Raw genomic sequence first — 26,856 nt, 5'->3', positions numbered from 1 at the left:
CGCATGCTCACGCTTCTCGTCAGTTTTTCCGACCATGTCTCGGTCTTCAACATCTTCCGCTACATCACCTTCCGGACTGGCGGTGCGCTGATCACGGCGGCACTGCTGGTCTTCATCTTCGGGCCGCGCATCATCGACTCGCTGCGGATACGCCAGGGCAAGGGCCAGCCGATCCGCGCCGACGGGCCGCAGACGCATTTCAAGAAGGCCGGCACGCCCACCATGGGCGGCCTGATGATCATCTCCGGCATCGTCGGCTCGACCCTGCTGTGGGCCAACGTTACCAGCGTCTATGTCTGGGTGGTGCTGCTGGTGACGCTCGGCTTCGGCGCGATCGGCTTCTACGACGACTACCTCAAAGTGACGAAGCAGTCGCATCTCGGTCTCTCCGGCCGGGCGCGGCTCGGCATCGAGTTCGTCATCGCCGCGATTGCCGCCTGGGTGATCATGCAGAACGGCCAGGCGCCGTTCTCCTCCTCGCTCACCTTTCCGTTCATCAAGGATTTTCTGCTCAACCTCGGCTGGTTCTTCATTCCATTCGCCTGCCTGGTCGTGGTGGGCGCAGGCAATGCGGTGAACCTCACCGACGGCCTGGACGGGCTCGCCATCGTGCCGATCATGATCGCGGCCGCCTCGTTCGGCGTCATCGCCTACCTGTCGGGCAACGCCGTGTTCGCCGACTACCTGCAGATCCACTTCGTGCCCGGCACCGGCGAGCTCGCCGTCATCCTCGGCGCGGTCATTGGGGCCGGGCTCGGCTTTCTCTGGTTCAATGCCCCGCCCGCGGCGATCTTCATGGGCGACACCGGCTCGCTGGCGCTGGGCGGCCTGATCGGCACGATCGCGGTGGCCACCAAGCACGAGATCGTGCTCGCGATCATCGGCGGGCTGTTCGTCATGGAAGCGCTGTCGGTCATCATCCAGGTCGGCTTCTTCAAGATGACTGGCAAGCGGGTGTTCCTGATGGCGCCGATCCACCACCATTTCGAAAAGCTCGGCTGGACGGAAAGCCAGGTCGTGATCCGCTTCTGGATCATCGCCGTGATCCTGGCGCTGGTCGGCCTTTCCAGCCTCAAGCTGCGGTAGCCCAGGATGATCGCAGCCCGCTCCTTTGCCGGAAAGAAGGTCGCGCTGTTCGGGCTCGGCGGCTCGGGCATCGCCACCGGCCGCGCCCTGGTCGAGGGGGGGGCGGAGGTGCTCGCCTGGGACGACAATCCGGAGAGCGTCGCGAAAGCCGAGGCGGAGAGCATCGCGGTCGGCGACCTGCGCGCCGCCGACTGGAGCGGGTTTTCCAGCTTCGTGCTGTCGCCGGGCGTGCCGCTGACGCATCCCAAGCCGCACTGGACGGTCGAGCTGGCGCGCGGCGCCGGCGTCGAGATCATCGGCGATGTCGAACTGTTCGCCCGCGAGCGCATTGCCCAGGCGCCTGCTGCGCCTTTCGTCGCCATCACCGGGACCAACGGCAAGTCGACCACCACCGCGCTCACAGCGCACATCCTGAGGTCGGCCGGCCGCGACACCCAGATGGGCGGCAATATCGGCCGCGCCGTGATGACGCTCGATCCGCTCGCCGCCGACCGCTTCTACGTGGTCGAGTGCTCGTCCTACCAGATCGACCTTGCCCCCTCGATCAACCCGACAGCCGGCGTCCTGCTCAACCTGACGCCCGACCATCTCGACCGCCATGGCACCATGCAGCACTACGCGGCGATCAAGGAGCGGCTGGTCTCGGGCAGCGACACCGCTATCATCGGCGTCGATGACATCTACTGCACCCAGATAGCCGACCGGCTGGAAAAGGCCGGCAGGCAGGTGGTGCGCATCTCCAAGCGACTGCCGCTGCCCGACGGCTACTTCGCCGACGGCACCAGCCTGATGGAAGCGATCGACGGCCGCTACAGCCGCATCGCCTTCCTCGAGGGCATCGGCTCGCTGCGCGGCCAGCACAATGCGCAGAATGCGCTCGCCGCGGTCGCGGCCTGTCTGAAGGTCGGGCTCGATCTTGGCGAGATCCAGTCCGGGCTGGAGAGCTTTCCGGGCCTTGCCCACCGCATGGAGCAGGTCGGCCGCAAGGGCAACGTGCTTTTTGTCAACGATTCCAAGGCGACCAATGCCGATGCTTCGGCGCCGGCACTCTCCAGCTTCCCGCGCATCTACTGGATCGCCGGCGGCCTGCCGAAGGAGGGCGGCATCGAGCCGCTGCGATCCTATTTCGGGCGCATCGCCAAGGCCTATCTGATCGGCGAGGCCGCTCCCGCCTTTTCCGCGACGCTCGGCGAAGCGGTGCCTTACGAGATCTCCGGAACGCTGGCCGCGGCCGTCGAGCACGCGGCGCGCGACGCGGCGGAGGACGCGGCCGGCGAAGCCGTCGTCCTGCTTTCGCCGGCCTGCGCCAGCTTCGACCAGTTCCGCAACTTCGAGGTGCGCGGCGACGCCTTCCGGGCCGCCGTGCACGCCATTCCCGACATTGTGCCCATCGGAGGGACATGCTGATGCAGAGCAGCCGTCTGGACCGCAGCCCGGTCGCCGTGTGGTGGCGGACGATCGACCGCTGGTTCCTCGCCGCATTCCTGTCGCTGATGGGCCTGGGCATCCTGCTGTCCTTCGCGGCCAGCCCGGCGGTGGCCGAGCGCATCGGCCTCGACAGCTTCCATTTCGCCACCCGGCAGATCGTCTACATGATCCCGGCGCTGGCGGCGATGCTCGCCGTGTCCTTCCTCACGCCGCGGGAGGTCCGGCGGCTCGCCGTCGTCATGCTCGGCGGCGCGCTGCTGCTCATGGTCGCGGTGCTCTACATCGGCGTCGAGGTGAAGGGCGCGCACCGTTGGGTATCGCTCTTCGGCGTGTCCGTTCAGCCGTCCGAGTTCATGAAGCCGGCCTTCGTCATCATCTGTGCCTGGCTGTTCGCGGAGAAGGCGCGCAACCCGCATATTCCCGGCAACCTGCTGGCGCTGCTGCTGCTCTGCCTCGTGGTGGCGCTGCTGGTGCTGCAGCCCGACCTCGGCCAGACGATTCTGACGATCAGCACCTGGGGCGTGATGTTCTTCATGGCCGGCATGCCATGGTTCTGGATCATCGGCATCGGCTCCCTGGCGGTCGTGGGCGTGTTCGGCGCCTATGTGACCTTCGACCATTTCGCCGGCCGCATCGACCGCTTCCTGACCGGCGAGGGCGACAGGTATCAGGTGGATATGGCGCTCGACGCGTTGCTCAACGGCAGATGGTTCGGCGTCGGTCCGGGCGAGGGCGTCTACAAGAAGATGATCCCGGACAGCCATGCCGATTTCGTGTTCGCGGTGGCCGGCGAGGAATACGGATTGATCATGTGTTTCCTGATCATGGCGCTGTTCGCCTTCGTGGTGCTTCGGGGCTTGAAAACGGCGCTGAGGGAGCAGGACGATTTCACCCGCTATGCCGTGTCCGGTCTGGTTGCCGTGTTCGGCTTCCAGTCGATCATCAACATGGGCGTGAACCTGCAGATGATGCCGGCCAAGGGCATGACGCTGCCCTTCATCTCCTATGGCGGCTCGTCGCTGATCGCGGTCGCCGTGTCGATGGGCATGGTGCTGGCGCTGACGCGCAAGAAGCCTGAAGGGCGCAAGCGACCCGGGATCGCCATGATGGCGCGGCACGCTCTGCCCGCCGAATAGCATGGCGAAGGGGACGATCCTGCTGGCCGCCGGGGGAACGGGCGGCCATCTCTTTCCTGCCGAGGCGCTGGCCCACGAACTGGCGGCGCGCGGCTGGTCGGTGCATCTGGCGACCGACGGCCGCGCCGAGCGTTATGCCGGCGGCTTTCCGGCCGAAGCTGTCCATCCGATCGCCTCGGCGACCATCGGAGCCCGCAACCCGGTGGCGCTGCTTCGCGCCTTCTGGACGATCTGGCGAGGCGTGCGCCAGGCCTCCGCGGTGATCGGCAGGATCAAGCCTGCCGTCGTCGTCGGCTTCGGCGGCTATCCGACCGTGCCGCCGCTCTATGCCGCGACCCGCCGCAAGGTGCCGACGCTGATCCACGAGCAGAACGCGGTGATGGGGCGCGCCAACAAGGCGCTGGCGGGCCGCGTCGACGCGATCGCCGGCGGTTTCCTCGAAAAAGGCGACAGCGGCGTCGCGGCGAAGATCGTTGCCACCGGCAATCCCGTCCGCCCGGCCGTACTGGAGGCGGCAAGGCAGCCGTATGACGCTCCGCAAGCCGGAGGACAGTTCCGGCTGCTGGTGTTCGGCGGCAGCCAGGGCGCGCAGTTCTTCTCGGAGGCGGTCCCCGCGGCGATCGCGAAACTCTCCGAGGGTCAACGCAGGCGGCTGAGCGTCGTGCAGCAGGCCCGCAAGGAGGACGCCGAGCAGGTCAGGCAGGCTTATGCGGATCTCGGCGTTCCGGCCGAAATCTCGCCCTTCTTCACCGACATGGCGGCGCGCATCGCCGCCGCCCATCTGGTTATGTCGCGTTCCGGCGCCTCGACGGTCTCGGAGATCGCCGTTATCGGCCGGCCGGCGCTGCTGGTGCCCTTTCCGCATGCGCTAGACCACGACCAGGCGGCCAATGCAGCGGCGTTGGCCGCGGTGGGCGGGGCGGAAGTGCACCCCCAGGCAACGTTGTCGGCAGGGCGCATCGCCGAGCTGATCGGCGGGCTGATGGACGATCCGGCGCGGCTCTCCGCTATGGCGTCTGCCGCGAAGTCAGCCGGCAAACCGGATGCGGCGCGGTTGCTCGCCGACCTCACAGAGGCTATTGCCGAAGGGAGGACGACAAGCGAATTCGGACAGGGAGCGCGCTCATGAAGATGCCGCAGAGCATCGGACCGGTGCATTTCATCGGCATTGGCGGCATCGGCATGAGCGGCATCGCCGAAGTGCTGCGCAATCTCGGCTACCGCGTGCAGGGCTCCGACCAGGCCGACGGCGCCAATGTGCAGCGGCTGCGCGACAACGGCATCGAGTGCTTCGTCGGCCACCGCGCCGAGAATCTTGGCGATGCCGAGGTGGTCGTCGTGTCGACGGCGATCAAGAAGTCCAATCCCGAGTTGATGGCGGCGCGCGAAAAACTGCTGCCGATCGTGCGGCGCGCCGAGATGCTGGCCGAGCTGATGCGCTTCCGCCAGGCCGTCGCCATCGGCGGCACGCATGGCAAGACGACCACCACCTCTATGGTGGCGGCGCTGCTCGACGCCGGCGGCCTCGATCCGACGGTCATCAACGGCGGCATCATCAACGCCTACGGCACCAATGCCCGCATGGGCGCCGGCGACTGGATGGTGGTGGAGGCCGACGAGAGCGACGGCACCTTCCTGAAGCTGCCCGCCGACATTGCCGTCGTCACCAACATCGATCCCGAGCACCTCGACCACTATGGCAGCTTCGACAAGGTGCGCGAGGCATTCCGGCAGTTCGTCGAGAACGTGCCGTTCTACGGCTTCGGCGTCATGTGCACCGACCATCCGGAAGTGCAGACGCTGGTCGGCCGCATCGAGGACCGCAGGGTCATCACCTACGGCGAGAACGCGCAGGCGGACGTGCGCTTCAGCCGGCACCGCATGACCAACGGCTCGTCGCTGTTCGACGTGATCATCCGCAACCGCAAGACGGGCGCGGATACGGCGATCCCGGATTTGCTCCTGCCGATGCCCGGCCGCCATAACGTGTCGAATGCCACTGCCGCGATTGCCGTCGCACACGAACTCGGCCTCTCCGCCGATGCCATCCGCAAGGGCCTGTCGACCTTCGGCGGCGTCAAGCGCCGCTTCACGCCGACCGGTACGTGGAACGGGGTGCGCATCTTCGACGACTACGGCCATCACCCCGTCGAGATCAAGGCGGTGCTGCGGGCGGCGCGCGAGGCGACCGAAGGCAGGGTGATCGCCATCACCCAGCCGCACCGCTTCACCCGGCTGCGCGATCTGTTCGACGATTTTTCCGCCTGCTTCAACGATGCCGACACCATCCTCGTGGCGCCCGTCTATGCCGCCGGCGAGGATCCGATCGAAGGCGTCACCTCGGAAATCTTGGCGCAGCGCATCCGCGCCGGCGGCCATCGCGACGCCCGCTACATCGAGGGGCCGGCGGCGGTGGCGCCCGTGGTGCGCGAACTCGCCAGGCCGGGCGACTTCGTCGTCTTTCTCGGCGCCGGAAACATCACGCAATGGGCTTATGCCTTGCCCGGGGAACTGGGCGGCGAGGCGGCATGACGCGCGGCCGGGATCTTCTTGCCGGCCTCGGCGACAGGCTTGCCGGCCTGCGCGGCCGCATCACCGTCGATGCGGAGATGGACAAGATCACCTGGTTCCGCGCCGGCGGCACCGCCGACGCGCTGTTCCAGCCGGCCGACGAGAAGGATCTTGCCACCTTCCTGAAGGCCGTGCCCGAGGAAATCCCGATCACCGTCGTCGGCATCGGCTCCAATCTGCTGGTGCGCGAAGGCGGTATCCCCGGCTTCGTGGTGCGGCTGTCGGCCAAGGGTTTCGGCGAGGCGGAACTGGCTGCGCCGACGCGCATCCGCGCCGGGGCGGCCACTCCGGACAAGCGCGTCGCGGCGCTGGCGCTGGAGGCAGGCGTCGGCGGCTTTCATTTCTATCACGGCATTCCCGGCGCCATCGGCGGAGCGCTGCGCATGAATGCCGGCGCCAACGGCGTCGAGACGCGCGAGCGCGTCGTCGAGGTACGGGCGCTCGACCGCAAGGGCAAGGTCCACAAGCTGTCCAATGCCGATATGGGCTATGCCTATCGATATTCCTCGGCGCCTGCCGAGCTGATCTTCACATCGGCGCTGTTCGAGGGTTTTGCCGAGGAGCGCGACGCCATCAAGGCGGCGATGGACGCGGTGCAGCATCACCGCGAGACGGTGCAGCCGATACGCGAGAAGACCGGGGGATCGACCTTCAAGAATCCCGAAGGAACCTCGGCGTGGAAGGAGATCGACAAGGCCGGCTGCCGCGGCTTGATGATCGGTGGGGCGCAGATGTCGCCGATGCATTGCAACTTCATGATCAACACCGGCAACGCCACCGGCTACGACCTCGAATTTTTGGGCGAAACGGTACGGGCGCGGGTTCTCGAAACGTCCGGAATACGGCTGCATTGGGAGATCAAGCGCATTGGCCGCTTCAAACCGGGGCACGAGGTGCAGGAGTTTTTGGGGCAGTTGCTGTAGGTTGCTGCAGTGATGGCAGACAGCGGCGATCACGTAACTTGTGACGAATGCAGGTCGGAATTTCCAACCGGCGTGTCTAAAATGACGAACCTTTGTCCCGAATGTGCCCATTGGCTCTATGGCTATCCAAATTGCGAGCACGACATGGCCGGCGGCCGCTGTTCGCGCTGCGGATGGAACGGGACAAACTCGCAATACATCCGGAAACTGAAGGATGATCGCCGGATATAGACTTGCCGGATTGCACATCTGATGGCGAAGTTGAGCGCAGGCGTTCTTGTCTACCGGCAGGCCGCCGGTGCGACGGAAGTGCTGCTGGTGCATCCCGGCGGCCCTTTCTGGCGCCGGAAGGATCTGGGTGCCTGGTCGATCCCAAAGGGCGAGTATGTCGAGGGCGAGGACCCGGAAGCCGTGGCGCGCCGGGAATTCGCCGAAGAGACGGGATGGACGCTCGACGGCGATCTTGCCCCGCTCGGAACGGTCCGCCAGGGCGGCGGCAAAGTGGTGACCGCCTTCGCAGCGGAGGGTGACTTCGATGTAAATACCCTTCGGAGCAATGCGTTCGAACTGGAATGGCCACCACGCAGCGGCCGGATTCAGTCCTTTCCCGAAGTCGATCGCGCGGCCTGGTTCCGACCTCAAGAGGCGACCGAAAAGATGATCGTAGGGCAGAGGCCGCTTCTGCGGCACCTGCCGCGGCCGTGAGCGAATGCAGCGTGGATGGCGTCCGCCGCAGCATCGCGATCAGGTACCAGCCGCAACCTGCGGTGAGTCCAAAATGCCATAGTCGGCCGGCGAATTTCTGTCAGGAAGTCACGAATTTCGATTTCCCGGAAATCAATGCTTGCCACGGAATCCATGGTCTGATTCTTTGGCTTGAAAGCGTTTCCTGATTTGAGTCGTGTGGTGCGTAGCTGGCGAGGAGGCTCGCCGGAACGGCCGGGACTCTGTCCGGACGCGTTGGTGGTGCGTAGCGCTCGAGGGGATTGCGGAGTATGTCGAAAAAGCACGTTGCTGTTCTCCATGGCGGTTTCTCGTCGGAGCGGCCCGTGTCTCTTTCGTCGGGCAATGCCTGCGCCGATGCGCTGGAGGCGGCGGGCTACAGGGTTACCCGGGTCGATGTCGGCCGTGACATCGGCGCGGTGCTGGCCGAGCTCAAGCCGGACGTCGCCTTCAATGCGCTGCACGGGCCGTTCGGCGAAGATGGGACCATCCAGGGTGTGCTGGAGTTCCTCTCCATTCCCTACACGCATTCCGGTGTACTCGCCTCGGCGCTGGCCATGGACAAGGAGCAGGCAAAGAAGATCGCCAGGGCGGCGGGGATTCCCGTCGCGGAATCGCGGATCATGGATCGCCATGCCATCCAGAACCAGCATCCGATGAAGCCGCCCTATGTCGTCAAGCCGGTCAATGAAGGGTCGAGCTTCGGCGTCGTGATCGTCAAGGAGGGGCAATCCTTCCCGCCGCAGGTTATCTCTTCGTCGGATTGGAAATATGGCGACCGCGTCATGGTCGAGCGCTACGTCCACGGGCGCGAGCTCACCTGCGCCGTCATGGGCGACGTGGCGCTCGGCGTCTGCGAGATCGTGCCGACCGGCCATTCCTTCTACGATTACGACTCGAAATACGCGCCGGGCGGATCAAAACACGTCGTTCCCGCTAAAATTTCACTAAATATTTACCAAAAGATACAGACACTGGCCCTCAAGGCTCATCAAGCAATCGGCTGCCGGGGCGTCTCCCGGTCGGATTTCCGCTACGACGATCGCCATTCCGAAAATGGCGAGGTCGTGTGGCTGGAGGTCAATACCCAGCCCGGCATGACGCCGACGTCGCTCGTACCGGAGATTGCCGCTGAAGCGGGCCATTCCTTCGGCGAATTGTTGAGTTGGATGGTGGAGGACGCGTCGTGTTCGCGTTGAGAGCGGGGCAAGGCAGGAGGGCGGCGGGCGTGCCGGGCGCCTCCTCGCAGGCTGACCGCTTCGTGCTGCCGCGCTGGCTGCGGCGGCCGGTCAGGCTGTTCGCGCGGCTCGGTACCGGCGACTTCGTCCCGCCGCGCTTTGCTGCAACCATGGCGACGGCGGCGCTGTTCGCCGCCACCGGTGTTTACGGAACCTATGTCGGTGGCCGGATGCCGGAAGTGGCGCAGGCGGTTACCGCCCGCACCGGCTTTGCCGTCGACCAGGTGCGGGTCGTCGGGCATCGCGAAACGTCGGAGATCGACATCCTCGAAAAGCTCGACCTGACCGGCTGGACCTCGCTGATCGGCTTCGATGTCGACGAGGCGCGGGACCGCGTCGCGGCGCTTCCCTGGGTCGAGGTCGCCTCGGTGCGCAAGGTCTATCCGGAGACGCTCGAAATCCGCATCACCGAGCGCGAGCCCTTCGCCATCTGGCAGCACGACAACCAGCTCTCCATCATCGGCAGGAAGGGCAATGTGATCGTGCCCTTCACCGGCGGGCGCCATGCCGATCTGCCGCTCGTCGTGGGTGCCGGGGCGGCCGAGCGCGCGGCGGCCTTTGTCGACGAGATGGCGAACTATCCCGATCTGGCTTCGCGCGTGAAGGGCTACATCCTGGTCGCCGGCCGTCGCTGGGATCTGCGGCTGGACAACGGCATGACCGTCAGGCTGCCGGAGGCGGGCGTGGATGCGGCGGTCGGCTCGCTTCTGCGCCTGGAGCGGGAGCAGAGCCTGTTCAAGCGCCAGTTGGCGGCCATCGATCTCAGGTTTTCCGACCGGGTGGTGCTGCAGCTCACGCCGGAGGCGGCCGAAAGCCGGCAGGCCGATATCGCCAATGCCGGCAAGAAGAAATCCAAGCCGGAGAAGCGCATATGAGTTGGCTTGGCGGACAGAAGGACGGCAGCCAGCGCAAATCCGGCATCGTCACCGTGCTCGATGTCGGGTCGAGCAAGATCTGCTGCGTGGTCGCCCAGCTGAAGCCCTGCGAGCCCAGCCAGCTGCTACGCGGCCGCACCCATAAGATCAGGGTGATCGGGATCGGCCATCAGAAGTCGCACGGCGTTAAGTCGGGCGTGGTCGTCGATCTCGACCGCGCCGAGCAGGCGATCCGGCTCGCCGTCGACGCGGCCGAGCGCATGTCGGGACTGACCGTCGATTCCCTTCTCGTCAATCTGACCTCGGGGCGTCTCAAGAGCCATGCCTATTCCGCCACCGTCAATCTCGGCGGCCATGAGGTCGACGAGGGCGACATAAGGCGGGTGCTCGCCGCCGGCGCCAAGCAGGCGCTGAAGGCCGAGCGCGAGGTGGTGCACGCGCTGCCCGTCGCATTCTCGCTCGATGCCGAGCGCGGCGTGCGCGATCCGCGCGGCATGGTCGGCGAGACGCTCGGCGTCGACATGCATGTGCTCACCGGCGACGCCGCGCCGCAGCGCAACCTCGAGCTCTGCGTCAACCGCTCGCACCTGTCGGTCGAGCGACTGGTGGCGACGCCTTATGCCAGCGGCCTTGCCGCGCTGGTCGACGACGAGCTCGAGATGGGCGCGGCCTGTATCGACATGGGCGGCGGCACGACGACGATCTCGGTCTTCGCCGACGGCAAGTTCGTGCATGCGGATGCGATTGCCATCGGCGGCACGCATGTGACGCTCGACATGGCCAAGGGCCTGTCCACGAGCTTCGACGATGCCGAACGCCTGAAGGTCATGCATGGCTCGGCGTTGCCGGGCAGTGCCGACGATCGGGACATCGTGACGGTGCAGCCGATCGGCGGAGACGAGACCGACATCCATCTGCAGGTGCCGCGCTCGGTGATGACGCGCATCATCCGGGCCCGCGTCGAAGAGACGCTGGAGCTGCTGCGCGACCGGTTGAACAAGTCGGGCTACGGCAATGTCGTGGGTAAGCGCGTGGTGCTGACCGGCGGCGCCAGCCAGCTTGCCGGGCTGCCGGACGCGGCACGACGCATTTTAGGCCGCAATGTCCGGGTGGGACGCCCGCTCGGCGTGGCAAGCTTGCCCGAAGCTGCCAAGGGGCCGGCTTTTTCGGCTGCGGTCGGCTTGATGATTTATCCGCAGGTCGCCAGTTTCGAGGACGACAGAATCAGCGGCAACACGAGATTGCGCATGAGCGGGACGGGCGGCCGGCTGCAGCGCATGGGTCAGTGGTTGAGAGACAGTTTCTAGTATTCGGCGGGGCAAGCCCCAGAAACAGCCGCGGCGGCGATGCGGCAGGAAGGCAGAGGACGAAAGAAATGCCCATTAATCTCCAGAGACCGGACATCACCGAGCTCAAGCCCCGGATCACCGTGTTCGGCGTCGGGGGTGGCGGCGGCAATGCCGTCAACAACATGATCACGGCGGGCCTTCGCGGCGTCGATTTCGTTGTTGCGAACACCGACGCGCAGGCGCTCACCATGTCGAAGTCCGAGCGGCTGATCCAACTCGGCGCGCATGTCACCGAAGGCCTCGGCGCCGGCTCGCAGCCGGAAGTCGGCCGCGCCGCCGCCGAGGAGTGCATCGACGAGATCGTCGACCACCTCTCCAACACGCATATGTGCTTCGTCACCGCCGGCATGGGTGGTGGCACCGGCACCGGCGCTGCCCCGGTGGTCGCCAGGGCGGCCCGCGAAAAGGGTATCCTCACCGTCGGCGTCGTCACCAAGCCGTTCCATTTCGAAGGCCAGCGCCGCATGAAGACCGCTGACTTCGGCATCGAGGAGTTGCAGAAGAGCGTCGACACTCTGATCGTCATTCCGAACCAGAACCTGTTCCGGCTCGCCAATGACAAGACCACCTTCGCCGATGCCTTCGCCATGGCCGACCAGGTGCTCTATTCGGGCGTCGCCTGCATCACTGACCTGATGGTCAAGGAAGGCCTGATCAACCTCGACTTCGCCGACGTGCGCTCCGTCATGCGCGAGATGGGCAAGGCGATGATGGGCACCGGCGAGGCCTCCGGCGAGGGCAGGGCGATGGCGGCGGCGGAAGCCGCGATCTCCAACCCGCTGCTCGACGAGACCTCGATGCGCGGCGCCAAGGGCCTGCTGATCTCGATCACCGGCGGCCGCGACCTGACGCTGTTCGAGGTCGACGAGGCTGCGACCCGCATCCGCGAGGAAGTGGACCAGGATGCCAACATCATCCTCGGCGCCACCTTCGACGAAGAACTCGAGGGCGTGATCCGCGTGTCCGTGGTGGCGACCGGCATCGACAAGTCGGCCGAGCAGATGGCACAGGCGCCGATCGCCATCCGCCAGGCGCCGCCGAAGCCGCAGCCGCGTCCGGTCGCGGACGGCAGGGTCGCCCCGGCGGAAGCGCCGCGCGCCGACATGCGTGCCGCCGACCCGGTCGCCGAGGCGATCCGCATGGCCGAACAGAACGCCGCGACCGCGGCGGCGCGTCCGCAGCCTGCTGCGGCCGAGGACTTCCGGCCGCAGAGCAAGCTGTTCCAGGCGCAGCAGCCGGAGCCCGTCGCGGTCCGCCAGCCGGCGCCGCAGCCGGCCGCGCCGGTCCAGATGGCCGAGGAGATGCAGCCTGTCGTCCTGCAGCCTGTCGCCGCTCAGCCGGTCGAAGCCGTGCAGCGTCAGGCCCCGGCGTCGCAGCCGGCTGCCGCCGCCCCGCGCATGCCCAGGGTCGAAGACTTTCCCCCGATGGTGAAGGCGGAGGCGGAAGCCAAGGCCCGTCCCGCCGAGCAGGAGGATCGCGGTCCGATCGGCCTGCTCAAGCGGCTGACGGTCGGCCTGACGCGCCGCGAGGAGGAGCCGGCACGGCTCGAGCCGGCGCAGCCGCGCGAGCCCAGACTGCGCCAGCCGGCACCCGAGGCGCGTCGCCTCGGCAGCCAGGACCCGCAGGTCTACGCGCCGCGTCGCGGCCAGCTCGATGACCAGGGCCGGCTCACGCCGCAGGCGCGCGCGACTCATGAGGACGACCAGCTCGAGATTCCCGCATTCCTTCGCCGGCAGGCGAACTGAGGCGTAAACGCTCGTTAACAAAACGGCGCGGAAGGGTTTTTCACCACCCATCCGCGCCGTTTGTTTATGAAGGATAATCAAGGCGTTACCGTTGCCGCGCGACGCCGCTCGGCGGTAACACAGAGTAAGAAACCGTGATTTGGAGAGAGCCTTCCGGAAGACTATCTTCGCCACCGAAAGATGGCAGGAATTGGACTGCGGAAAGCCGCTTCTGCCGAGACGAAATATCCGCGGGTTGGGAAGGGTCCGCGGTCTTGAGCATGAATGGCTTATGGGGACGAATTTGCACGACTATCAGACCACGGTGAAATCGTGCGTGACGCTGTCCGGCATTGGCGTCCACAACGGCAAGCCGGTGACGATCCGCTTCCTTCCGGCCGACCCGGATACGGGAGTCGTCTTCGTCTATAGCGGCGAGCAGGGTGCGGGCCGCCAGGTTCCGGCGCTGGTTTCGGAAGTCGGCGCGACCGCCTTCTGCACGGTGCTGGGCGCGCCGTCGGGCTTTCACGTGGCCACCGTCGAACATGTGATGGCGGCGCTGTTCGGCCTGGGTATCGACAATGTCGTGGTCGAGATCGACGGCAACGAAGTGCCGGTCATGGACGGCAGCGCGGCGCCTTTCGTCGACGCCCTCGATCAGGCCGGTATCGAGACGCTGGATGCCAAGCGCCGTTATATCCGCGTGGTGAAGCCGGTGCGCATCGACAGCGGTGCGTCCTGGGCGGAGTTCCGGCCATATCGCGGCACCCGCTTCGAGATCGAGATCGATTTCGACAGCGCGGCGATCGGGCGCCAGGCCTTTGCCACCGACATCGAGCCCACCGCTTTTCGGCGCGATATCGCGCGGGCACGGACCTTCGGCTTCATGCGCGACGTCGAGAGACTGTGGGCCGCGGGCTACGCGCTGGGCTCCTCGCTCGAGAACTCGATCGTCATCGGTGACGACAACCGGGTCATCAACATGGAAGGCCTGCGCTACGTCGACGAGTTCGTGCGCCACAAGACGCTCGATGCGATGGGCGACCTCGCACTGGCCGGCGCACGCTTCATCGGCAGCTTCCGCTCCTTCCGCGGCGGCCACCGGCTCAATGCAGCGGCGCTCAGGCACCTGCTGTCCGATCCGACGGCCTTCGAAATCGTCGAGACCGGCCGCCGTGCCCGTGGCCGTACCGCGGAGCTGATCGCGGTGAACGCGCCGGTCTACGCGCCCTGGGTCCTGTGATCCGAAACCCCGGGCGTTTCTCCGGCATCGGGCCGAAACTGCGGCAGGTGCCACAAAAAAGCGCCATTGCGTCCGGATAGCGTTGCCGTCGCGAGCCGTTGTGGTTATGGCTGCTCGCCTTCGGTTTTGCCGACGCCAGAGGGGCGATTCGAAAACATGTCGTTTACGCGTGCTGCCACGGAAATCCACCGCAACGGGCGCATCCTGCTCGCCTTGGCCGCGCTTGGCGCGCCGCTCGTGCTGTCGGCATGCATGTCCACCGAAGCGGATGTCGACCTCGCCACCTATGTCGAGCAGACCGAGCCCGCGGACGTTCTCTACAATCAGGCTCTCGCCAATCTCGATGCCGGCCGGCTGACCGAAGCCAGTCGCAAGTTCGAGGCGATCGACCGCCAGCATCCCTATTCCGAATATGCCCGCAAATCGATGGTTATGGGCGCCTTCGCCAACTACCGCCAGGGCAAGTATGACGAGGCGATCAACGCCGCCAAACGCTACGTGACGCTCTATCCCTCGTCTCCGGATGCGGCTTACGCGCAGTATATCGTCGGGCTTTCCTATTTCCGTCAGATCCGCGACGTGACGCAGGACCAGAAGGAATCGCGCAACACCATCCAGGCGATGGAGGAACTGGTGCAGCGCTGGCCTGAGTCCGAATATGTCGACGATGCCCGGCAGAAGATTCGCGTCGCCCGCGACCAGCTCGCCGGCAAGGAGATGCAGACGGGCCGCTACTATCTGGAACGGCGCGAATACATCGCCGCGGTCAAGCGCTTCCGCTACGTGATCGAGAACTATGCCAATACGCGTCACGTCGAAGAGGCGCTGTCGCGTCTGACGGAAGCCTATTACGCGATGGGCCTGACCACCGAGGCGCAGACGGCGGCGGCCGTGCTCGGCCGCAACTATCCGGACAGCCAGTGGTACAAGGATTCCTACAAGCTGCTGCAGTCGGGCGGTCTGGAGCCACGCGAAAATTCCGGATCGTGGATATCCAGGGCCGGAGCACTCATCACCGGCGCCTGACGGCCTTCGCATGCTTTCGCGCCTTTCGATCCGCGACATCGTCCTGATCGACCGGCTGGACATCGATTTCGCGCCCGGCCTGTCGGTGCTCACCGGCGAGACCGGCGCCGGCAAGTCGATCCTCCTCGACGCACTGTCGCTGGCGCTCGGCGCGCGCGGCGATGCGTCCCTGGTGCGGCATGGCGCGGCGCAGGGCCAGGTCACCGCGGTGTTCGACGTGCCGCGCAATCATCCGGCCCGCGCCATCCTGGCCGACAACGCCATCGACGACGACGGCGACGTCATCCTGCGCCGGGTGCAGACTGCGGACGGGCGCACCCGCGTCTTCGTCAACGACCAGCCGTCGAGCGTAGGCCTTATGCGCGACATCGGCCGGGCGCTTGTCGAGATCCATGGACAGCACGACGAGCGCGCCTTGGTCGACGCCGGCGCGCATCGCGAGCTGCTCGACTCTTTCGGCGGCCATGTAGGCGAGGCCGAAGCAACCGCCGCCGCCTGGCGCCGCTGGCGCGACGCCGAGCAGGAGCTTGCCCGCCACAAGGCGAAGGTCGAGGCGGCGGCGCGGGAAGCGGATTTCTTGCGCGCTTCCGTGACCGAATTGTCGAAGCTCGATCCCCAGCCGGGGGAGGAAACCGACCTTGCCGAGATGCGTGCTTCGATGATGCGCGTGGAGAAAGTCGCTTCCGAGATCAAGGACGCGCAGGACGTGCTGTCCGGCTCGAATTCGCCGCTGCCGCAGCTTGCCAGCCTGTTGAGACGGCTGCAGCGCAAGGCGCCGGAGGTGCCGGATCTGCTCGACGACGTGGTCAAGGCGCTGGACGAGGCGCTGATCTCGCTCGATGCGGCGCAGTCCGGCATCGACGCGGCATTGCGGGCGACCGAATACGATCCGCAGAAGCTGGAGCGTGCCGAGGAGCGGCTGTTCGCGCTGCGCGCCGCCGCCCGCAAGCACAATGTCCAGGTCGACGATCTCGCGCAGCTTCGCGACGCCATGGTCGCCGATCTTGCCGACCTTGATGCGGGCGAGGAGAGGCTGAGGGCGCTGGAGGCGCAGTCCGCGGCGGCGCGTGCCGCCTACGACGATCAGGCGGCGCATCTGTCGGAGCTGCGCAGGTCGGCGGCGTCGGCGCTCGAAGCCGCGGTCATGGCCGAACTGCCGGCGCTCAGGCTGGAGCGCGCGGCCTTCATCGTCGAGATATCGACCGAGCGGGAGAGCCGTGCCGAGGAAGGCAACGACCAGGTCGAGTTCTGGGTGCGCACCAATCCCGGCACGCGGCCCGGTCCGATGATGAAGGTCGCCTCCGGCGGCGAGCTGTCGCGCTTCCTGCTGGCGCTCAAGGTGGCGCTGGCCGATCGCGGCTCGGCCCCAACGCTGGTGTTCGACGAGATCGATTCGGGCGTGGGCGGCGCGGTCTCCGACGCCATCGGACAGCGGCTGGGGCGGCTGTCGCAGCGTGTGCAGGTGCTGACCGTCACGCACGCGCCGCAGGTTGCGGCGCGCGCCGAGACGCATTTCCTGATCTCGAAGTCGGGCGGACTCGACCGCGTGTCGACCACCGTGCGGGAGATCGACCGGCCGTCGCGCCAGGAGGAGATCGCCCGCATGCTGGCCGGCGAGACCATCACCGAGGAGGCGAGGGCGGCGGCCGAGCGCCTGCTCAGGGAGAATGTCGCGGCCGCTTCCTGACGCCGGTCGTCACGCCACAGGGCGGGAAATATCCATCCCGTAGCGGGCGAACAGCCTGATCACACCGTTGAATTCATATCTGTTGATGTAGTCGAGTAGTGTTTTGCGCTTGTCGGCGCTGAATTGCGTCTGCGGTTCCTTTGGATCGCCGATGACCTTCAGCCAGTATGAGAAGTGGTCGGCAAAGTCCTCGGGAGCGATGACCTTCTTCGAGATCAGCGCCTCGATTCGTTCGAGGCGGCCGAGAAACCGGTCGAAGACGTCGCGGATGTAGTGTTCCCTGCCGGAGAACACATATTGCGGATCGTAGTTGCCCTCGGACGCCGTCTTGGCAAAGATGTCCCTCTCGGGATCATAGCCTGGAACCTCCTTCCGCCGGACCGAATGGTGGCGGAGAGCCAAGTGGAAATCCTGCGGCTCTATCTTGATCTTCTCCACGCCACCGGAGAGTTTCTCATAGCCGATGTAGCAGGTGCTGTAGTCCAGCAGCCGTTCGGCGATGGAAACCGATCTGTCGGTGTGGAACTTCTCCATCTCGTCAGCGGCCTTGATCGCGCTCGCCTGCCCGCTGTTGCGCCAGTACCGCCTGAGTCCGGCGGCGGCAGTCACCGCAGCCAGAGTGAACGTTGCCCAATCCGCATCCAGCATGACGGCCCCCGAAGCCCGCGCGATCATTACTTGGATATCACGTTATAGTTGTATTTTGAAGGTATTTTATCAAATTTACAGAAGATTTTTCTTTCAAAGCAACGCGATACCTTCTTGATGCAATCAAAGATTGTAGACGGTAGCTTGTGACTGCGGACCAATTCGAGGTGCTCGGTGGGGCACTGTCGGCACAGCCCGAGTCAGAACCTGTCAACAGCAGCGGTCCTCCTCGGACAGGAGCCTCCCTTGCGCGGCGAAACTGAACTAACGTGCCGGCGGCATTTGTTGCGGAAGGAAAGCCATGTCGGTGAACGAGAAATCCGTCGAAGACCTCACCCAGGCCGAGGCCGCCGAGGAACTCGCGCGGCTCGCCGCCGAGATCGCCGAGCATGACCGGCGCTATCACGGCGAGGATGCGCCGACGATTTCGGACGCCGAATACGATGCGTTGAGGCTGCGCAATGCGGCGATCGAACAGCTTTTCCCGGACCTGGTGCGGCCGGACAGCCCCACCGGGTCGGTTGGTGCGCCGCCTGCGGAAGGCTTTGCCAAGGTACGCCACGCCGTGCCGATGCTCAGCCTCGCAAAAGCCTATACCGATCAGGATGTTGTCGATTTTCTTGAGCGGGCGAAACGCTTCTTCGAACGTGACAAGGATTTCGACATCGCTTTCACGGCCGAGCCGAAGATCGACGGGCTGTCGGCCTCGCTGCGCTACGAGAAGGGCGTGTTCGTCCAAGGCGCCACGCGCGGCGACGGCACGGTCGGCGAGGACATAACCGCGAACCTGAAGACCATTGCCGACATTCCGCACAGGTTGCGAGGGACAGGCTGGCCGGAAGTCATCGAGATCCGTGGCGAGGTATACATGACCTATGCGGAGTTCCAGGCGCTCAAGCAGCGTTCGGCCGCGGTCGGCGGCCAGGACTACGTCAATCCGCGCAATACCGCGGCGGGTTCGCTGCGTCAGAAGGATCCGTCGGTCACGGCCAGCCGCAACCTCAAATTCTTCGCCTATGCCTGGGGCTACACCACCGGGGACCCGGCGCCGACACAGTACGAATCGGTGCGGAAATTCGCCGACTGGGGTTTCCGGATCAGCCCGCTGATGATCCGCGCCAAATCGGTCGACGAACTGATCGCGCACTACAAGCTCATCGAAGCGCAGCGCTCCTCGCTCGGCTACGACATTGACGGCGTCGTCTACAAGGTCGACCAGCTGGAGCTGCAGCGCCGCTGGGGTTTCGTGACGGGCGAGCCGCGTTGGGCTGTCGCGCACAAGTTCCCGGCGGAACAGGCAACCACCGTCCTGCGTCAGATCGACATCCAGGTGGGCCGCACGGGTACGCTGGCGCCGGTTGGACGGCTCGACCCGGTGACCGTCGGTGGCGTCACCGTCGTCAACGTGACACTCCACAACGAGGACTACATCGCCGGGATCGACAGCAACGGGTTGCCCATCCGTGGCGAAGAACCCATCGACGTCCGCATCGGCGATACCGTCGTCATCCAGCGGGCAGGGGACGTCATTCCGCAGATCGTGCGTGTCGTGCTGGAAAAGCGGCCAGACGATGCAAAGCCTTATCGGTTTCCCGACAAATGCCCGGTCTGCGGTTCCCCGGCCACACGCGAGATCAACGAAAAGACCGGCAAGGAGGATTCACGGAGGCGCTGCACGGGCGAACTGATCTGCCCGGCGCAGGCGGTGGAAGCGCTGCGCCACTTCGTGTCGCGCGGCGCAATGGACATCGAGGGCCTCGGCACGGAAAACATCGATCTTTTCTTCAACAACGGCCTGATCAAGACCGCCGCCGACATTTTCACGCTGAAGGACAGGCGTTCGGATGTTCAGCGGGCGCTTGCGGAACGCCGGGAGGAGCAGGCGCGGCAGCGCGAGGCGGCCTCGGGCAAGACGCGCAAGAACGCGCGCGGCGCGGAAGAGCGCAATTTCGAGGGGCTGGAGAAGCTCTTTGGGGCAATCGACGCGCGGCGCGAGCCGGAGCTCGACCGCTTCATCTTCGCGCTTGGCATTCGCCACATCGGCGAGACCACGGCCGCGCTGCTGGCGAAGACTTTTTCAACCGTCGAGGAATTCATCCGCGTCGGCAAGGAGACGGCGGCCGCGGAAGACCCGCACACCGTGTTTCCATCGATCAACGGCATCGGCGGCACCGTCATCGGCGCGCTCGTCGATTTCTTCGGCAACGAGCGCAACGACGCGGTGCTCGACGCGCTGCTCGCCCAGGTTCGCCCCAAACCCTACGTGGTCAGCATCTCGGCCGGCAGCCCGGTGGCGGGCAAGACCGTCGTCTTCACCGGCTCGCTTGAAAAGATGTCGCGCGGTGAAGCGAAGGCGATGGCCGAACGGCTGGGCGCCAAGGTGGCCGGTTCGGTGTCGGCCAAGACAGACCTGGTGGTCGCCGGCCCCGGCGCGGGCTCCAAGCTGAAGCAGGCGACGGAGCTCGGCATCGAGGTGATCGATGAGGACGCCTGGTTCGAGCGCGTCGCCGGATCATCGTGATGGGCGCGGAATTCAAGGGATTCGGCAAGGACGCAATCCCCTTCCTCAAGGCGCTTGAGTTCCATCAGAGCCGCGAGTGGTTCCAGGAGAACCGCGAGCTTTTCGAGCGCGCGCTGCGGGAGCCGTTCGGCGACCTCGTTGAGACGCTGACCGAACGTTTCGGCGCCCTCGGACTTGGCCTCAGGGGCGACCGCAAGAAGTCGATGTTCCGGATCACGCGGGACGTCCGCTTTGCCAAGGACAAGCGGCCCTACAACCAGCATCTTTCGGCAATCCTGTCGCCCGATGGCTCGAAGTCGTCGGAAGGTGTCCTGTTCGTCTATGTCGGCGTCGACCGGTGCTTCGCCGGTGTGGCCTGGTGGCAGCCGCGGCCGGAACTTTTGCAGGCGATGCGCAGCGCCATCGTGGCGCGTCCGGACGAATTCCGCGCGATGTCGGGCGCCTTGCGCAGCAACGGTCTCGTGCTCGACGATGACGAACGCCTGAAGCGGCTGCCGCGCGGTTTCGAACAGGTAGCCGAGGCGGATCTCGGTGAAGCCGTCCGCAACCGCCATTTCGTGACCCGCCATGACATCGACCCGGCGGGCATCCACGGCCCGGACTTCGTCGAGGAGCTTGTCGACTTCACGCTTCGGGCGAAACCGCTGCTCGACTGGGGCAGGGCGATCGAGAAGCATCCTCCTCGGTAGATGTTCGCCGGACCCGGAGTTCACGAAAACCGTGGCGAAGCCGAGATCGAGGGAGGACCTGACGTCCAATCGCTTCCGCTTCTGCTTATGTCTCCGCCTGTCATCTACGCCATGAACGCCAGCGCCGTGCCGAAGCAGCGATCCGGCGGAAGCACCAGCCGGTCGCCCACCTCCATCAGGCCGAGGCCGCCGAAAAAGGCCAGGTCGCGGCAGGCGACGGTGAGCCCGGCCAGGTGCGGGCCGTCCTCGGGATGCGGCGGCGCCACGCCGAAGGCGCTGCGGAACGTTTCGGGCGAAGCCAGCACGATCGTCCCGGCAGCAGTCCTGATCTCGATGCGGTCGGCCAGACGCTCGGCGGCCGCTCCCGCCAGCGTCTCGAAATAGCCCGCGAGTTCCTCCGCGCCGGCGCCGCTCACCCACACGTCGGCGACGCCTCGCGCCGTGTTGGCGTGCCGCTGGTACTCGGCCTGCGCAAAATAGCCGGGCGAAAAATGCTGGCAGGCGAAGATGCCGAGCCAGGGCGCGGACGGGCTGGAGGCGAAGGCGAGCGAGAAGCCGACCGTCACGTCCTCTCCACCGGCTGTCTTCGCGGGCCGCGAGAAGTCGAAGCGCTCGTAGGTGCGCAGACCCGCCGCACGCCAGCGTGCAATGTCGGCATCCGCGTCCTCTGTGCCCAGCACGAGCATGGCGAAGCCGTCATGCCGCGCCAGGTAGTCGCGGTTGAAGGCAGCGAAGGAGAAGCGCGCCGGCCCATGTTCGGGAACCTGTTCCGGTGCCGCCAGCGACAGCAGCTCGAGATAGTTTCCCTCGAGCTGGATGGCCGTGTTGGCGGTGCCGAAGGGGTGCCGGGCAGGCGGACAGAGCGTGAAACCGAGCGCCCCGTAGGTAGCGCGCATTGCGCCAAGGTCGTGCCCGGCAAGCACGAGATGATCGATCTTGTTCATGCGGATTCTCACGATGCGTGCGGCGCGACGGTAGCTCACGGTCCGTGCCGCGGGCAATCGCTGTGCTGGCCGGTATCCGGGCAATGCCCCCGACGCGCCTTTCGAGCGACTGCTCCAGTCAGCAGCGCTGAAGACTGGTTCAGCCGAATTCGCGTGACTTTGCCAAGCCGGCTCCCTACCTAGCGCTCAATCTCCGGAGCCGCCATGTCGACCGATGCGACCATCGAAGAGGACGCCGAGCGTCCGGCCAGCCGCGACCTTCTCGACGGCGCGCGGCTGGGCGTGCCGGTCATCGTGTCGTCCGCGCCATTCGCCATGCTGTTCGGCGCGCTGGCGGTGGCGAACGGGCTGAGCGTCTTCGAGGCTACGCTGATGAGCCTCACCGTGTTCGGCGGTGCCAGCCAGATGGTCGGCATCGAGCTGTTCGGCCAGAAGGTGGCGCCGTGGCTGATCGTGCTGTCGATCTTCGCCGTCAATTTCCGCCATGTGCTCTATTCCGCCGCCATCGGCAGCCGGCTGGCGCATTGGCCGGTGTGGCAGCAGGCGGCCGGCTATTTCCTGCTGACCGATCCGCAATTCGCGCTGGCCGAGGCACGCGCCGAGAGCGGGCGCAAGGTCGGTTTCGTCTGGTACATGGGCGCGGCCCTGCCGGTCGGCGTGTCCTGGGTCTCCTGCACCTGGGTGGGTGCCGCCTTCGGCAGGCTGGTGCCGAACCCGCAGGCGCTCGGCCTCGATTTCCTGCTGCCGATCTATTTCCTCGGCATCGTCATGGGTTTCCGCAAGCGCCCGCTCTGGCTGCCGATCGTGCTTGTCAGCGGCGTCGCCTCGATCCTCGCCTACAAGTTCGTCGGCTCGCCCTGGCATGTGTCGCTGGGCGCGGTCGCCGGCATCGCGATCGGCGCCATCTTCGGTCCGGCACCGGGCAAGGTCGAAGCCGAGGAGCCGACGCCATGAGCACGACCGTCTGGATCATCCTGGCGGCCGCGGTCGCGACCTATCTGACGCGCGTCGGCGGCCATCTCGTGCTGTCGCGCTTCGAGACCGTGCATCCGCGCGTCGAGGCGGGCCTCAATGCCGTGCCGGCGGCGGTGCTGACGACGCTGGTCGCGCCGGCCATGCTCACCGCGGGCCCGGCCGAATGGATAGCGCTCGCCGTCGGCGGGCTGGTCGCTCTGCGCGGCGGTCTGCTGACGATGTTCCTCGCCGGGGCCGCGGTGCTGATCGTCCTGCGTCAGTTCATGGCCTGACGCCGCCCAAAGGGTTCAGCCGCCTTCCGCCAGGTCGAGGTCGAGTAGACCTTCGCCATCATCCCTTGTGGTCGTGCGGCAATGGCGCCGCCGCCGCCTCCAGCCAGGCGAGCGTCTCGCCGTCGAGCATCGGGCCGATCTCGGCGAGCACGCGGGCGTGGTAAGCGTCGAGCCAGTGCAGCTCGTCGCGGGTCAGCAGGTCGGTGAGCAGCATCCGCTTGTCGAAGGGCGCCAGCGTCAGCGTCTCGAAGCCGTGCATCGCGATGTCGCCGTCCTCGAGGGATTCCTCCGGAGTCACCAGGATCAGGTTCTCAAGCCGGATGCCGTAATGGCCCTCCTTGTAGTAGCCCGGCTCGTTGGAGAGGATCATGCCGGCGAGCAGCTTCTGCACGCCGGTCTTGGCGATGCGCTGCGGCCCCTCGTGGACGGAGAGATAGGAGCCGACGCCGTGTCCGGTGCCGTGGGCATAGTCGAGGCCGCGCTCCCACAGGGCGGCGCGGGCAATTGCGTCGATGTCGGCGCCGCGCGTGCCTGCCGGGAAACGCAGCATCGAGATGCGGATCATGCCCTTCAGCACCAGCGTGTAGCGCTCGCGCATCTCCTCGGTCGGGGTGCCGATCGGCACGGTGCGGGTGATGTCGGTGGTGCCGTCCTGGTACTGACCGCCGGAATCGATCAGGAACAGCTCGCCGTCACGAAGAACGCGATTGGTGGCGCGCGACACGCGATAGTGCATGATCGCGCCGTTCGGGCCGGCGCCGGCGATGGTGGCGAAGGAGATGTCGCGCAGCGGCATCTGCGTCTCCTCGCCGACACTGCGGCGGAAGCCTTCCAGCCGCTCCACCGTGGCGATCTCGTCGATCGAGCCCGGCTGCTGCCGGTCCAGCCAGGCGAGCATTTTCGTGATCGCCGCGCCGTCGCGCCGGTGGGCGGCGCGCGTGCCGGCAACCTCGGCGGCGTTCTTGGTGGCGCGCGGAATGCGGGCGGGATCGAGCGCCTCGACCACCGTGCCGCCATTGTCGGCGACGAGCTGGCGCAGCCGCTCGGCGGCCAGCGCCGGATCGAGCGCCACGCGCGCGCCGGAACGGGCGAGCGCAACGAGATCTCCCTCCAACGCGGAAGGCGGCCGCAGATCGGCGAGTTGGGTCAGGTAGGCCTCCGGCTCGATCGGCAGCTTGCGCTTGTCGAGGAAAACCTTGTGCGATCCGTCCGTCGCCAGGATGGCGAAGCCGAGCGCCAGCGGCGTATGCGGCACGTCGGAGCCGCGGATGTTGAAGGTCCAGGCCAGTGAGGACGGGTCGGTCAGCACGGCATGGGTGGCGCCCTGCTTGTCGATGTCGGCCGCGAGCCGCGCCAGCTTCTCCTTGGCCAGTTCACCGGCGAAGGCGGCCGGATGGATCTCGACCGGCCGCAGCGGAGCGGGCGGCTGTCCGGCCCACAGCGCGTCGATCGGGTTCTTGTCGACCGCCACCAAGTCCGCGCCCTTCGCCTCGAGCGCGGTGCGCAGCGCGTTGGTGTCGCCGATCGTGTGCAGCCAGGGATCGAAGCCGAGGCGCAGGCCCTTGGCAGCATTCTCCTTCAGCCAGTCCGGCGGCGGGTTGGTGATCAGGCTTTCGATGGCGAACACCGCCGGATCGACCTGTTGTTGCGCCTGCAGCGTGTAGCGGCCGTCGACGAAGAGCAGGGCGCGGTCACCGAGGATGAGCGCGACACCGGCCGAGCCGCTGAAACCGGTCAGCCAGCGCAGCCGCTCGGAGCGCTCGGCGACGTATTCGCCCTGGTGCTCGTCGGAGCGGGGCACGATGAAGCCGCCCAGCTGCCGCGTCGCCAGCCATTCGCGCAATTGCCGCACCCGGTCCGCCCCGAGCGTGGGATCGCTCACCTCGTCGAAGGTCTGGAACATGGCGAGCCTCCTTGCCGGATTCGAATGCGCGACCCTATCGCCGGCCCGGGAGCAAGGCAACGCGGCCGACGCTCGCGCGGCGCTGCCGCGACGGAACGCAATCCTGGATGGGAGCCATGCACAATCCGCACTTCAGGGTTTGTGCGGTGCACCATATCTTGTGGGCGTGGAGGACATGTTTCGTTCCGAAGGAGAACGTCGATGACCACCCGTGCTGCTCCCGGTTTCTTCAAGTCCGCTCTCAACGCGTTTGTCCGCGCCCGCCAGGCGCAGGCCGACCGCTATGTGGCGGGCGTGCTGCTGTCGATGGACGACGAGACGCTGCGTGCCGGCGGCTACGACCGTGCCGACCTCAGGAAGCGGGCGACGGTCTCCCATCTGTAAGGCCTGCGGTCCGCGGCATCGGACGCATCACCGCGCTTCAGCGTTTCAGGTGCAAGGTCACCCAGCCCTCGCGGGGCAGGGTGCGGACGTGGCGGAAGCGCTGCGCCGAATAGGCTGCGACAACGGCATCGCGCTGGCGTTCGAGAATGCCGGACAGGATCAACGATCCACCCGGCGTCAGATGGGCAGCCATCCGGGGCGCAAGCTGCATGAGCGGCCGCGCCAGGATGTTGGCGACGATCAGGTCGAAGGGCCCGGCGTGCCCGAACACCGGATGATGGAAGCCGGGTGCTGTCGCGGTGTGGACGAAGGCGGAAACGCCATTCAGGCGCGCATTCTCCGCCGCCACCTTGGTCGCCACCGGATCGATGTCGGTCGCCAGAACCGGGATGTGTGCCATCTTCGCCAATGCGATCGCGAGCACGGCGCTGCCGGTGCCGAGATCGAGCGCGTTGGCCGGGCGCTCGCGTCGCACCACCGCCCCGATCATGTCGAGGCAGCCCGCCGTCGTGCCGTGATGGCCGGTGCCGAAGGCCAGTCCCGCTTCGATCTCGATGGCGAGATCGCCGATGCGGCGGCGGTGGCGGTCGTGCGAGCCATGCACGAAGAAGCGGCCGGCGCGCACCGGCTTCAGGCCTTCCAGCGAGCGTGCCACCCAGTCGACGTCCGGCAGTTTTTCCTGCGAGATCGTTTCCGGCTCGCCGTGCTCGCGCAGGATTTCGGCCAAGCGCCATTGCGCGTCGGCGGTGTCGCCGTCGACATAGAGCGAGATTTCCTGGGTGTTCTCGGCTTCGTCCAGCTCGATGACGGCGAGCGGCAGCCCATCCTCCTCGAAGGCGGCCTCGAGTGCCGGGAACAGCCGCCCGGCAGCGTCTCTGCCGGCGGTGAAGAAAAGCCGCGTCTGGGTCATCGATGCGCGCGGCCGCTCAGCCTTCGGCGACAAGGCGCTTGAGCTTGGCGATCGCCGCATCCGAGTCCTCGCCATAGGAGATCGTACCGAAGAAGCCGCCATTGCGGTCGAGAAGCAGGATCGAGGCGGTGTGATCCATCGTGTAGTCGCCGTCTTCCAGCGGCACCTTGCGCGAAAAGATCTTGAAGGCTTTGGTCATCTCCGCGACCTTCTGCGGATCGCCGGTGATGCCGGTGATGCGGTCCGATACGTTGCCGACATAACGGTCCATCGCTTCCGCCGTGTCGCGCTCGGGGTCGACGCTGACGAAATAGGCGCGGATGTCCTTGCCCTCGTCGCCGAGCTTCTTCAGCCAGCTGTCGAGCTCGACCAGCGTGGTCGGGCAGACCTCCGGGCAGTGGGTGAAGCCGAAGAACACAGCCGATGGCTGGCCGCGGAACGCCTTCTCGGTGATCTCCGCGCCCTTCTGGTCGACCAGGGTGAAGGGCGCGCCGAAGGCTTCGGCGCTGCTGCGGGCACGGTACCAGTCGAAGGTGAGCCAGCCGACGCCGGCCGCCATAAGAACCAGAATGCCGACGAGTATGGTTCGCATCATGTTGGC

General features: G+C 66.4%; 24 protein-coding genes. 19 read left to right on the top strand and 5 right to left on the bottom strand.

Annotated elements, in window-relative coordinates:
• Positions 1–3: 3 nt before the first annotated feature.
• The 14 genes from mraY (at position 4) to recN (ending at position 17,009) form a co-directional block, all read left to right on the top strand.
• Positions 4–1,086, top strand: coding sequence for a phospho-N-acetylmuramoyl-pentapeptide-transferase (mraY, locus tag AC5JDC_RS12470; protein WP_106770926.1), 1,083 nt, complete (start codon positions 4–6; stop codon positions 1,084–1,086).
• Between the two features lie 6 nt (positions 1,087–1,092).
• Positions 1,093–2,493 carry a UDP-N-acetylmuramoyl-L-alanine--D-glutamate ligase gene (murD, locus tag AC5JDC_RS12465; protein WP_495841628.1) on the top strand — a complete coding sequence of 467 codons (1,401 nt, stop codon included), beginning with the start codon at positions 1,093–1,095 and terminating at the stop codon, positions 2,491–2,493.
• Positions 2,493–3,650, top strand: coding sequence for a putative lipid II flippase FtsW (ftsW, locus tag AC5JDC_RS12460; RefSeq protein ID WP_106770999.1), 1,158 nt, complete (start codon positions 2,493–2,495; stop codon positions 3,648–3,650). The genes murD and ftsW overlap by 1 nt, the downstream gene beginning before the upstream one ends.
• 1 nt (position 3,651) lies before the next feature.
• Positions 3,652–4,779, top strand: coding sequence for an undecaprenyldiphospho-muramoylpentapeptide beta-N-acetylglucosaminyltransferase (gene murG / locus AC5JDC_RS12455; RefSeq protein ID WP_495841627.1), 1,128 nt, complete (start codon positions 3,652–3,654; stop codon positions 4,777–4,779).
• A complete protein-coding gene (gene murC, locus AC5JDC_RS12450; RefSeq protein ID WP_495841626.1) occupies positions 4,776–6,182 on the top strand; it encodes a UDP-N-acetylmuramate--L-alanine ligase in 1,407 nt (468 codons plus the stop codon). Before murG ends, murC begins: the two co-directional genes overlap by 4 nt.
• On the top strand, positions 6,179–7,144 hold the full coding sequence (murB, locus tag AC5JDC_RS12445) for a UDP-N-acetylmuramate dehydrogenase (RefSeq protein WP_495841625.1): 966 nt from the start codon (positions 6,179–6,181) through the stop codon (positions 7,142–7,144). The genes murC and murB overlap by 4 nt, the downstream gene beginning before the upstream one ends.
• Positions 7,145–7,396: 252 nt before the next feature.
• Positions 7,397–7,849, top strand: coding sequence for an NUDIX hydrolase (locus AC5JDC_RS12440; protein ID WP_495841624.1), 453 nt, complete (start codon positions 7,397–7,399; stop codon positions 7,847–7,849).
• A gap of 290 nt (positions 7,850–8,139) precedes the next feature.
• Positions 8,140–9,066, top strand: a complete 927-nt coding sequence (locus tag AC5JDC_RS12435; protein ID WP_495841623.1) for a D-alanine--D-alanine ligase — start codon at positions 8,140–8,142, stop codon at positions 9,064–9,066.
• Positions 9,054–9,980, top strand: a complete 927-nt coding sequence (locus AC5JDC_RS12430) for a cell division protein FtsQ/DivIB (protein WP_495841622.1) — start codon at positions 9,054–9,056, stop codon at positions 9,978–9,980. Before AC5JDC_RS12435 ends, AC5JDC_RS12430 begins: the two co-directional genes overlap by 13 nt.
• The gene (ftsA, locus tag AC5JDC_RS12425; RefSeq protein WP_106770934.1) at positions 9,977–11,287 is read left to right on the top strand and encodes a cell division protein FtsA; all 1,311 of its coding nucleotides are present in this window, start codon (positions 9,977–9,979) and stop codon (positions 11,285–11,287) included. Before AC5JDC_RS12430 ends, ftsA begins: the two co-directional genes overlap by 4 nt.
• A gap of 68 nt (positions 11,288–11,355) precedes the next feature.
• Entirely contained in the window at positions 11,356–13,074 is a 1,719-nt protein-coding gene (gene ftsZ / locus AC5JDC_RS12420) for a cell division protein FtsZ (RefSeq protein WP_495841621.1), read from the top strand.
• Between the two features lie 271 nt (positions 13,075–13,345).
• Positions 13,346–14,296 (top strand): UDP-3-O-acyl-N-acetylglucosamine deacetylase, encoded by a 951-nt coding sequence (gene lpxC / locus AC5JDC_RS12415; RefSeq protein WP_106770936.1) that lies wholly within the window; start codon positions 13,346–13,348, stop codon positions 14,294–14,296.
• 156 nt (positions 14,297–14,452) lie between these two features.
• Complete coding sequence (locus tag AC5JDC_RS12410; protein ID WP_106770937.1) at positions 14,453–15,322, top strand: outer membrane protein assembly factor BamD; 870 nt, start codon at positions 14,453–14,455, stop codon at positions 15,320–15,322.
• A 10-nt stretch (positions 15,323–15,332) separates the two neighbouring features.
• Positions 15,333–17,009, top strand: a complete 1,677-nt coding sequence (gene recN, locus AC5JDC_RS12405) for a DNA repair protein RecN (protein ID WP_495841620.1) — start codon at positions 15,333–15,335, stop codon at positions 17,007–17,009.
• Between the two features lie 9 nt (positions 17,010–17,018).
• Here recN and AC5JDC_RS12400 read toward each other — a convergent pair whose 3' ends face one another.
• Positions 17,019–17,657 carry a hypothetical protein gene (locus AC5JDC_RS12400; protein ID WP_495841619.1) on the bottom strand — a complete coding sequence of 213 codons (639 nt, stop codon included), beginning with the start codon at positions 17,655–17,657 and terminating at the stop codon, positions 17,019–17,021.
• Between the two features lie 307 nt (positions 17,658–17,964).
• Here AC5JDC_RS12400 and ligA point away from each other — a divergent pair, with 307 nt between their 5' ends.
• Together ligA and AC5JDC_RS12390 are read left to right on the top strand one after the other, a co-directional pair.
• Positions 17,965–20,178, top strand: coding sequence for an NAD-dependent DNA ligase LigA (gene ligA / locus AC5JDC_RS12395; protein ID WP_495841618.1), 2,214 nt, complete (start codon positions 17,965–17,967; stop codon positions 20,176–20,178).
• On the top strand, positions 20,178–20,867 hold the full coding sequence (locus AC5JDC_RS12390; RefSeq protein WP_495841617.1) for a DUF2461 domain-containing protein: 690 nt from the start codon (positions 20,178–20,180) through the stop codon (positions 20,865–20,867). The genes ligA and AC5JDC_RS12390 overlap by 1 nt, the downstream gene beginning before the upstream one ends.
• Positions 20,868–20,971: 104 nt before the next feature.
• Here AC5JDC_RS12390 and AC5JDC_RS12385 read toward each other — a convergent pair whose 3' ends face one another.
• Complete coding sequence (locus tag AC5JDC_RS12385; protein ID WP_495841616.1) at positions 20,972–21,811, bottom strand: VOC family protein; 840 nt, start codon at positions 21,809–21,811, stop codon at positions 20,972–20,974.
• Positions 21,812–22,015: 204 nt separating this feature from the next.
• Here AC5JDC_RS12385 and AC5JDC_RS12380 point away from each other — a divergent pair, with 204 nt between their 5' ends.
• On the top strand, positions 22,016–22,765 hold the full coding sequence (locus AC5JDC_RS12380) for an AzlC family ABC transporter permease (RefSeq protein WP_495841615.1): 750 nt from the start codon (positions 22,016–22,018) through the stop codon (positions 22,763–22,765).
• Complete coding sequence (locus AC5JDC_RS12375; RefSeq protein ID WP_106770943.1) at positions 22,762–23,058, top strand: AzlD family protein; 297 nt, start codon at positions 22,762–22,764, stop codon at positions 23,056–23,058. Before AC5JDC_RS12380 ends, AC5JDC_RS12375 begins: the two co-directional genes overlap by 4 nt.
• A gap of 58 nt (positions 23,059–23,116) precedes the next feature.
• Here AC5JDC_RS12375 and AC5JDC_RS12370 read toward each other — a convergent pair whose 3' ends face one another.
• Positions 23,117–24,961, bottom strand: coding sequence for an aminopeptidase P family protein (locus AC5JDC_RS12370; RefSeq protein WP_495841614.1), 1,845 nt, complete (start codon positions 24,959–24,961; stop codon positions 23,117–23,119).
• Between the two features lie 201 nt (positions 24,962–25,162).
• Between AC5JDC_RS12370 and AC5JDC_RS12365 the strand changes: the two genes are divergently transcribed.
• On the top strand, positions 25,163–25,345 hold the full coding sequence (locus AC5JDC_RS12365; RefSeq protein WP_495841613.1) for a hypothetical protein: 183 nt from the start codon (positions 25,163–25,165) through the stop codon (positions 25,343–25,345).
• 37 nt (positions 25,346–25,382) lie between these two features.
• Here AC5JDC_RS12365 and AC5JDC_RS12360 read toward each other — a convergent pair whose 3' ends face one another.
• Both AC5JDC_RS12360 and AC5JDC_RS12355 read right to left on the bottom strand, forming a co-directional pair.
• Positions 25,383–26,255 (bottom strand): 50S ribosomal protein L11 methyltransferase, encoded by an 873-nt coding sequence (locus AC5JDC_RS12360; RefSeq protein WP_495841612.1) that lies wholly within the window; start codon positions 26,253–26,255, stop codon positions 25,383–25,385.
• 16 nt (positions 26,256–26,271) lie between these two features.
• Positions 26,272–26,850 carry an SCO family protein gene (locus tag AC5JDC_RS12355; protein WP_495841611.1) on the bottom strand — a complete coding sequence of 193 codons (579 nt, stop codon included), beginning with the start codon at positions 26,848–26,850 and terminating at the stop codon, positions 26,272–26,274.
• Between the last annotated feature and the right edge of the window lie 6 nt (positions 26,851–26,856).

Source organism: Kumtagia sp. (genome assembly GCF_059502445.1).
Note: the sequence above shows the minus strand (reverse complement) of the source record. Positions and strands in the feature narration are given on the sequence as shown.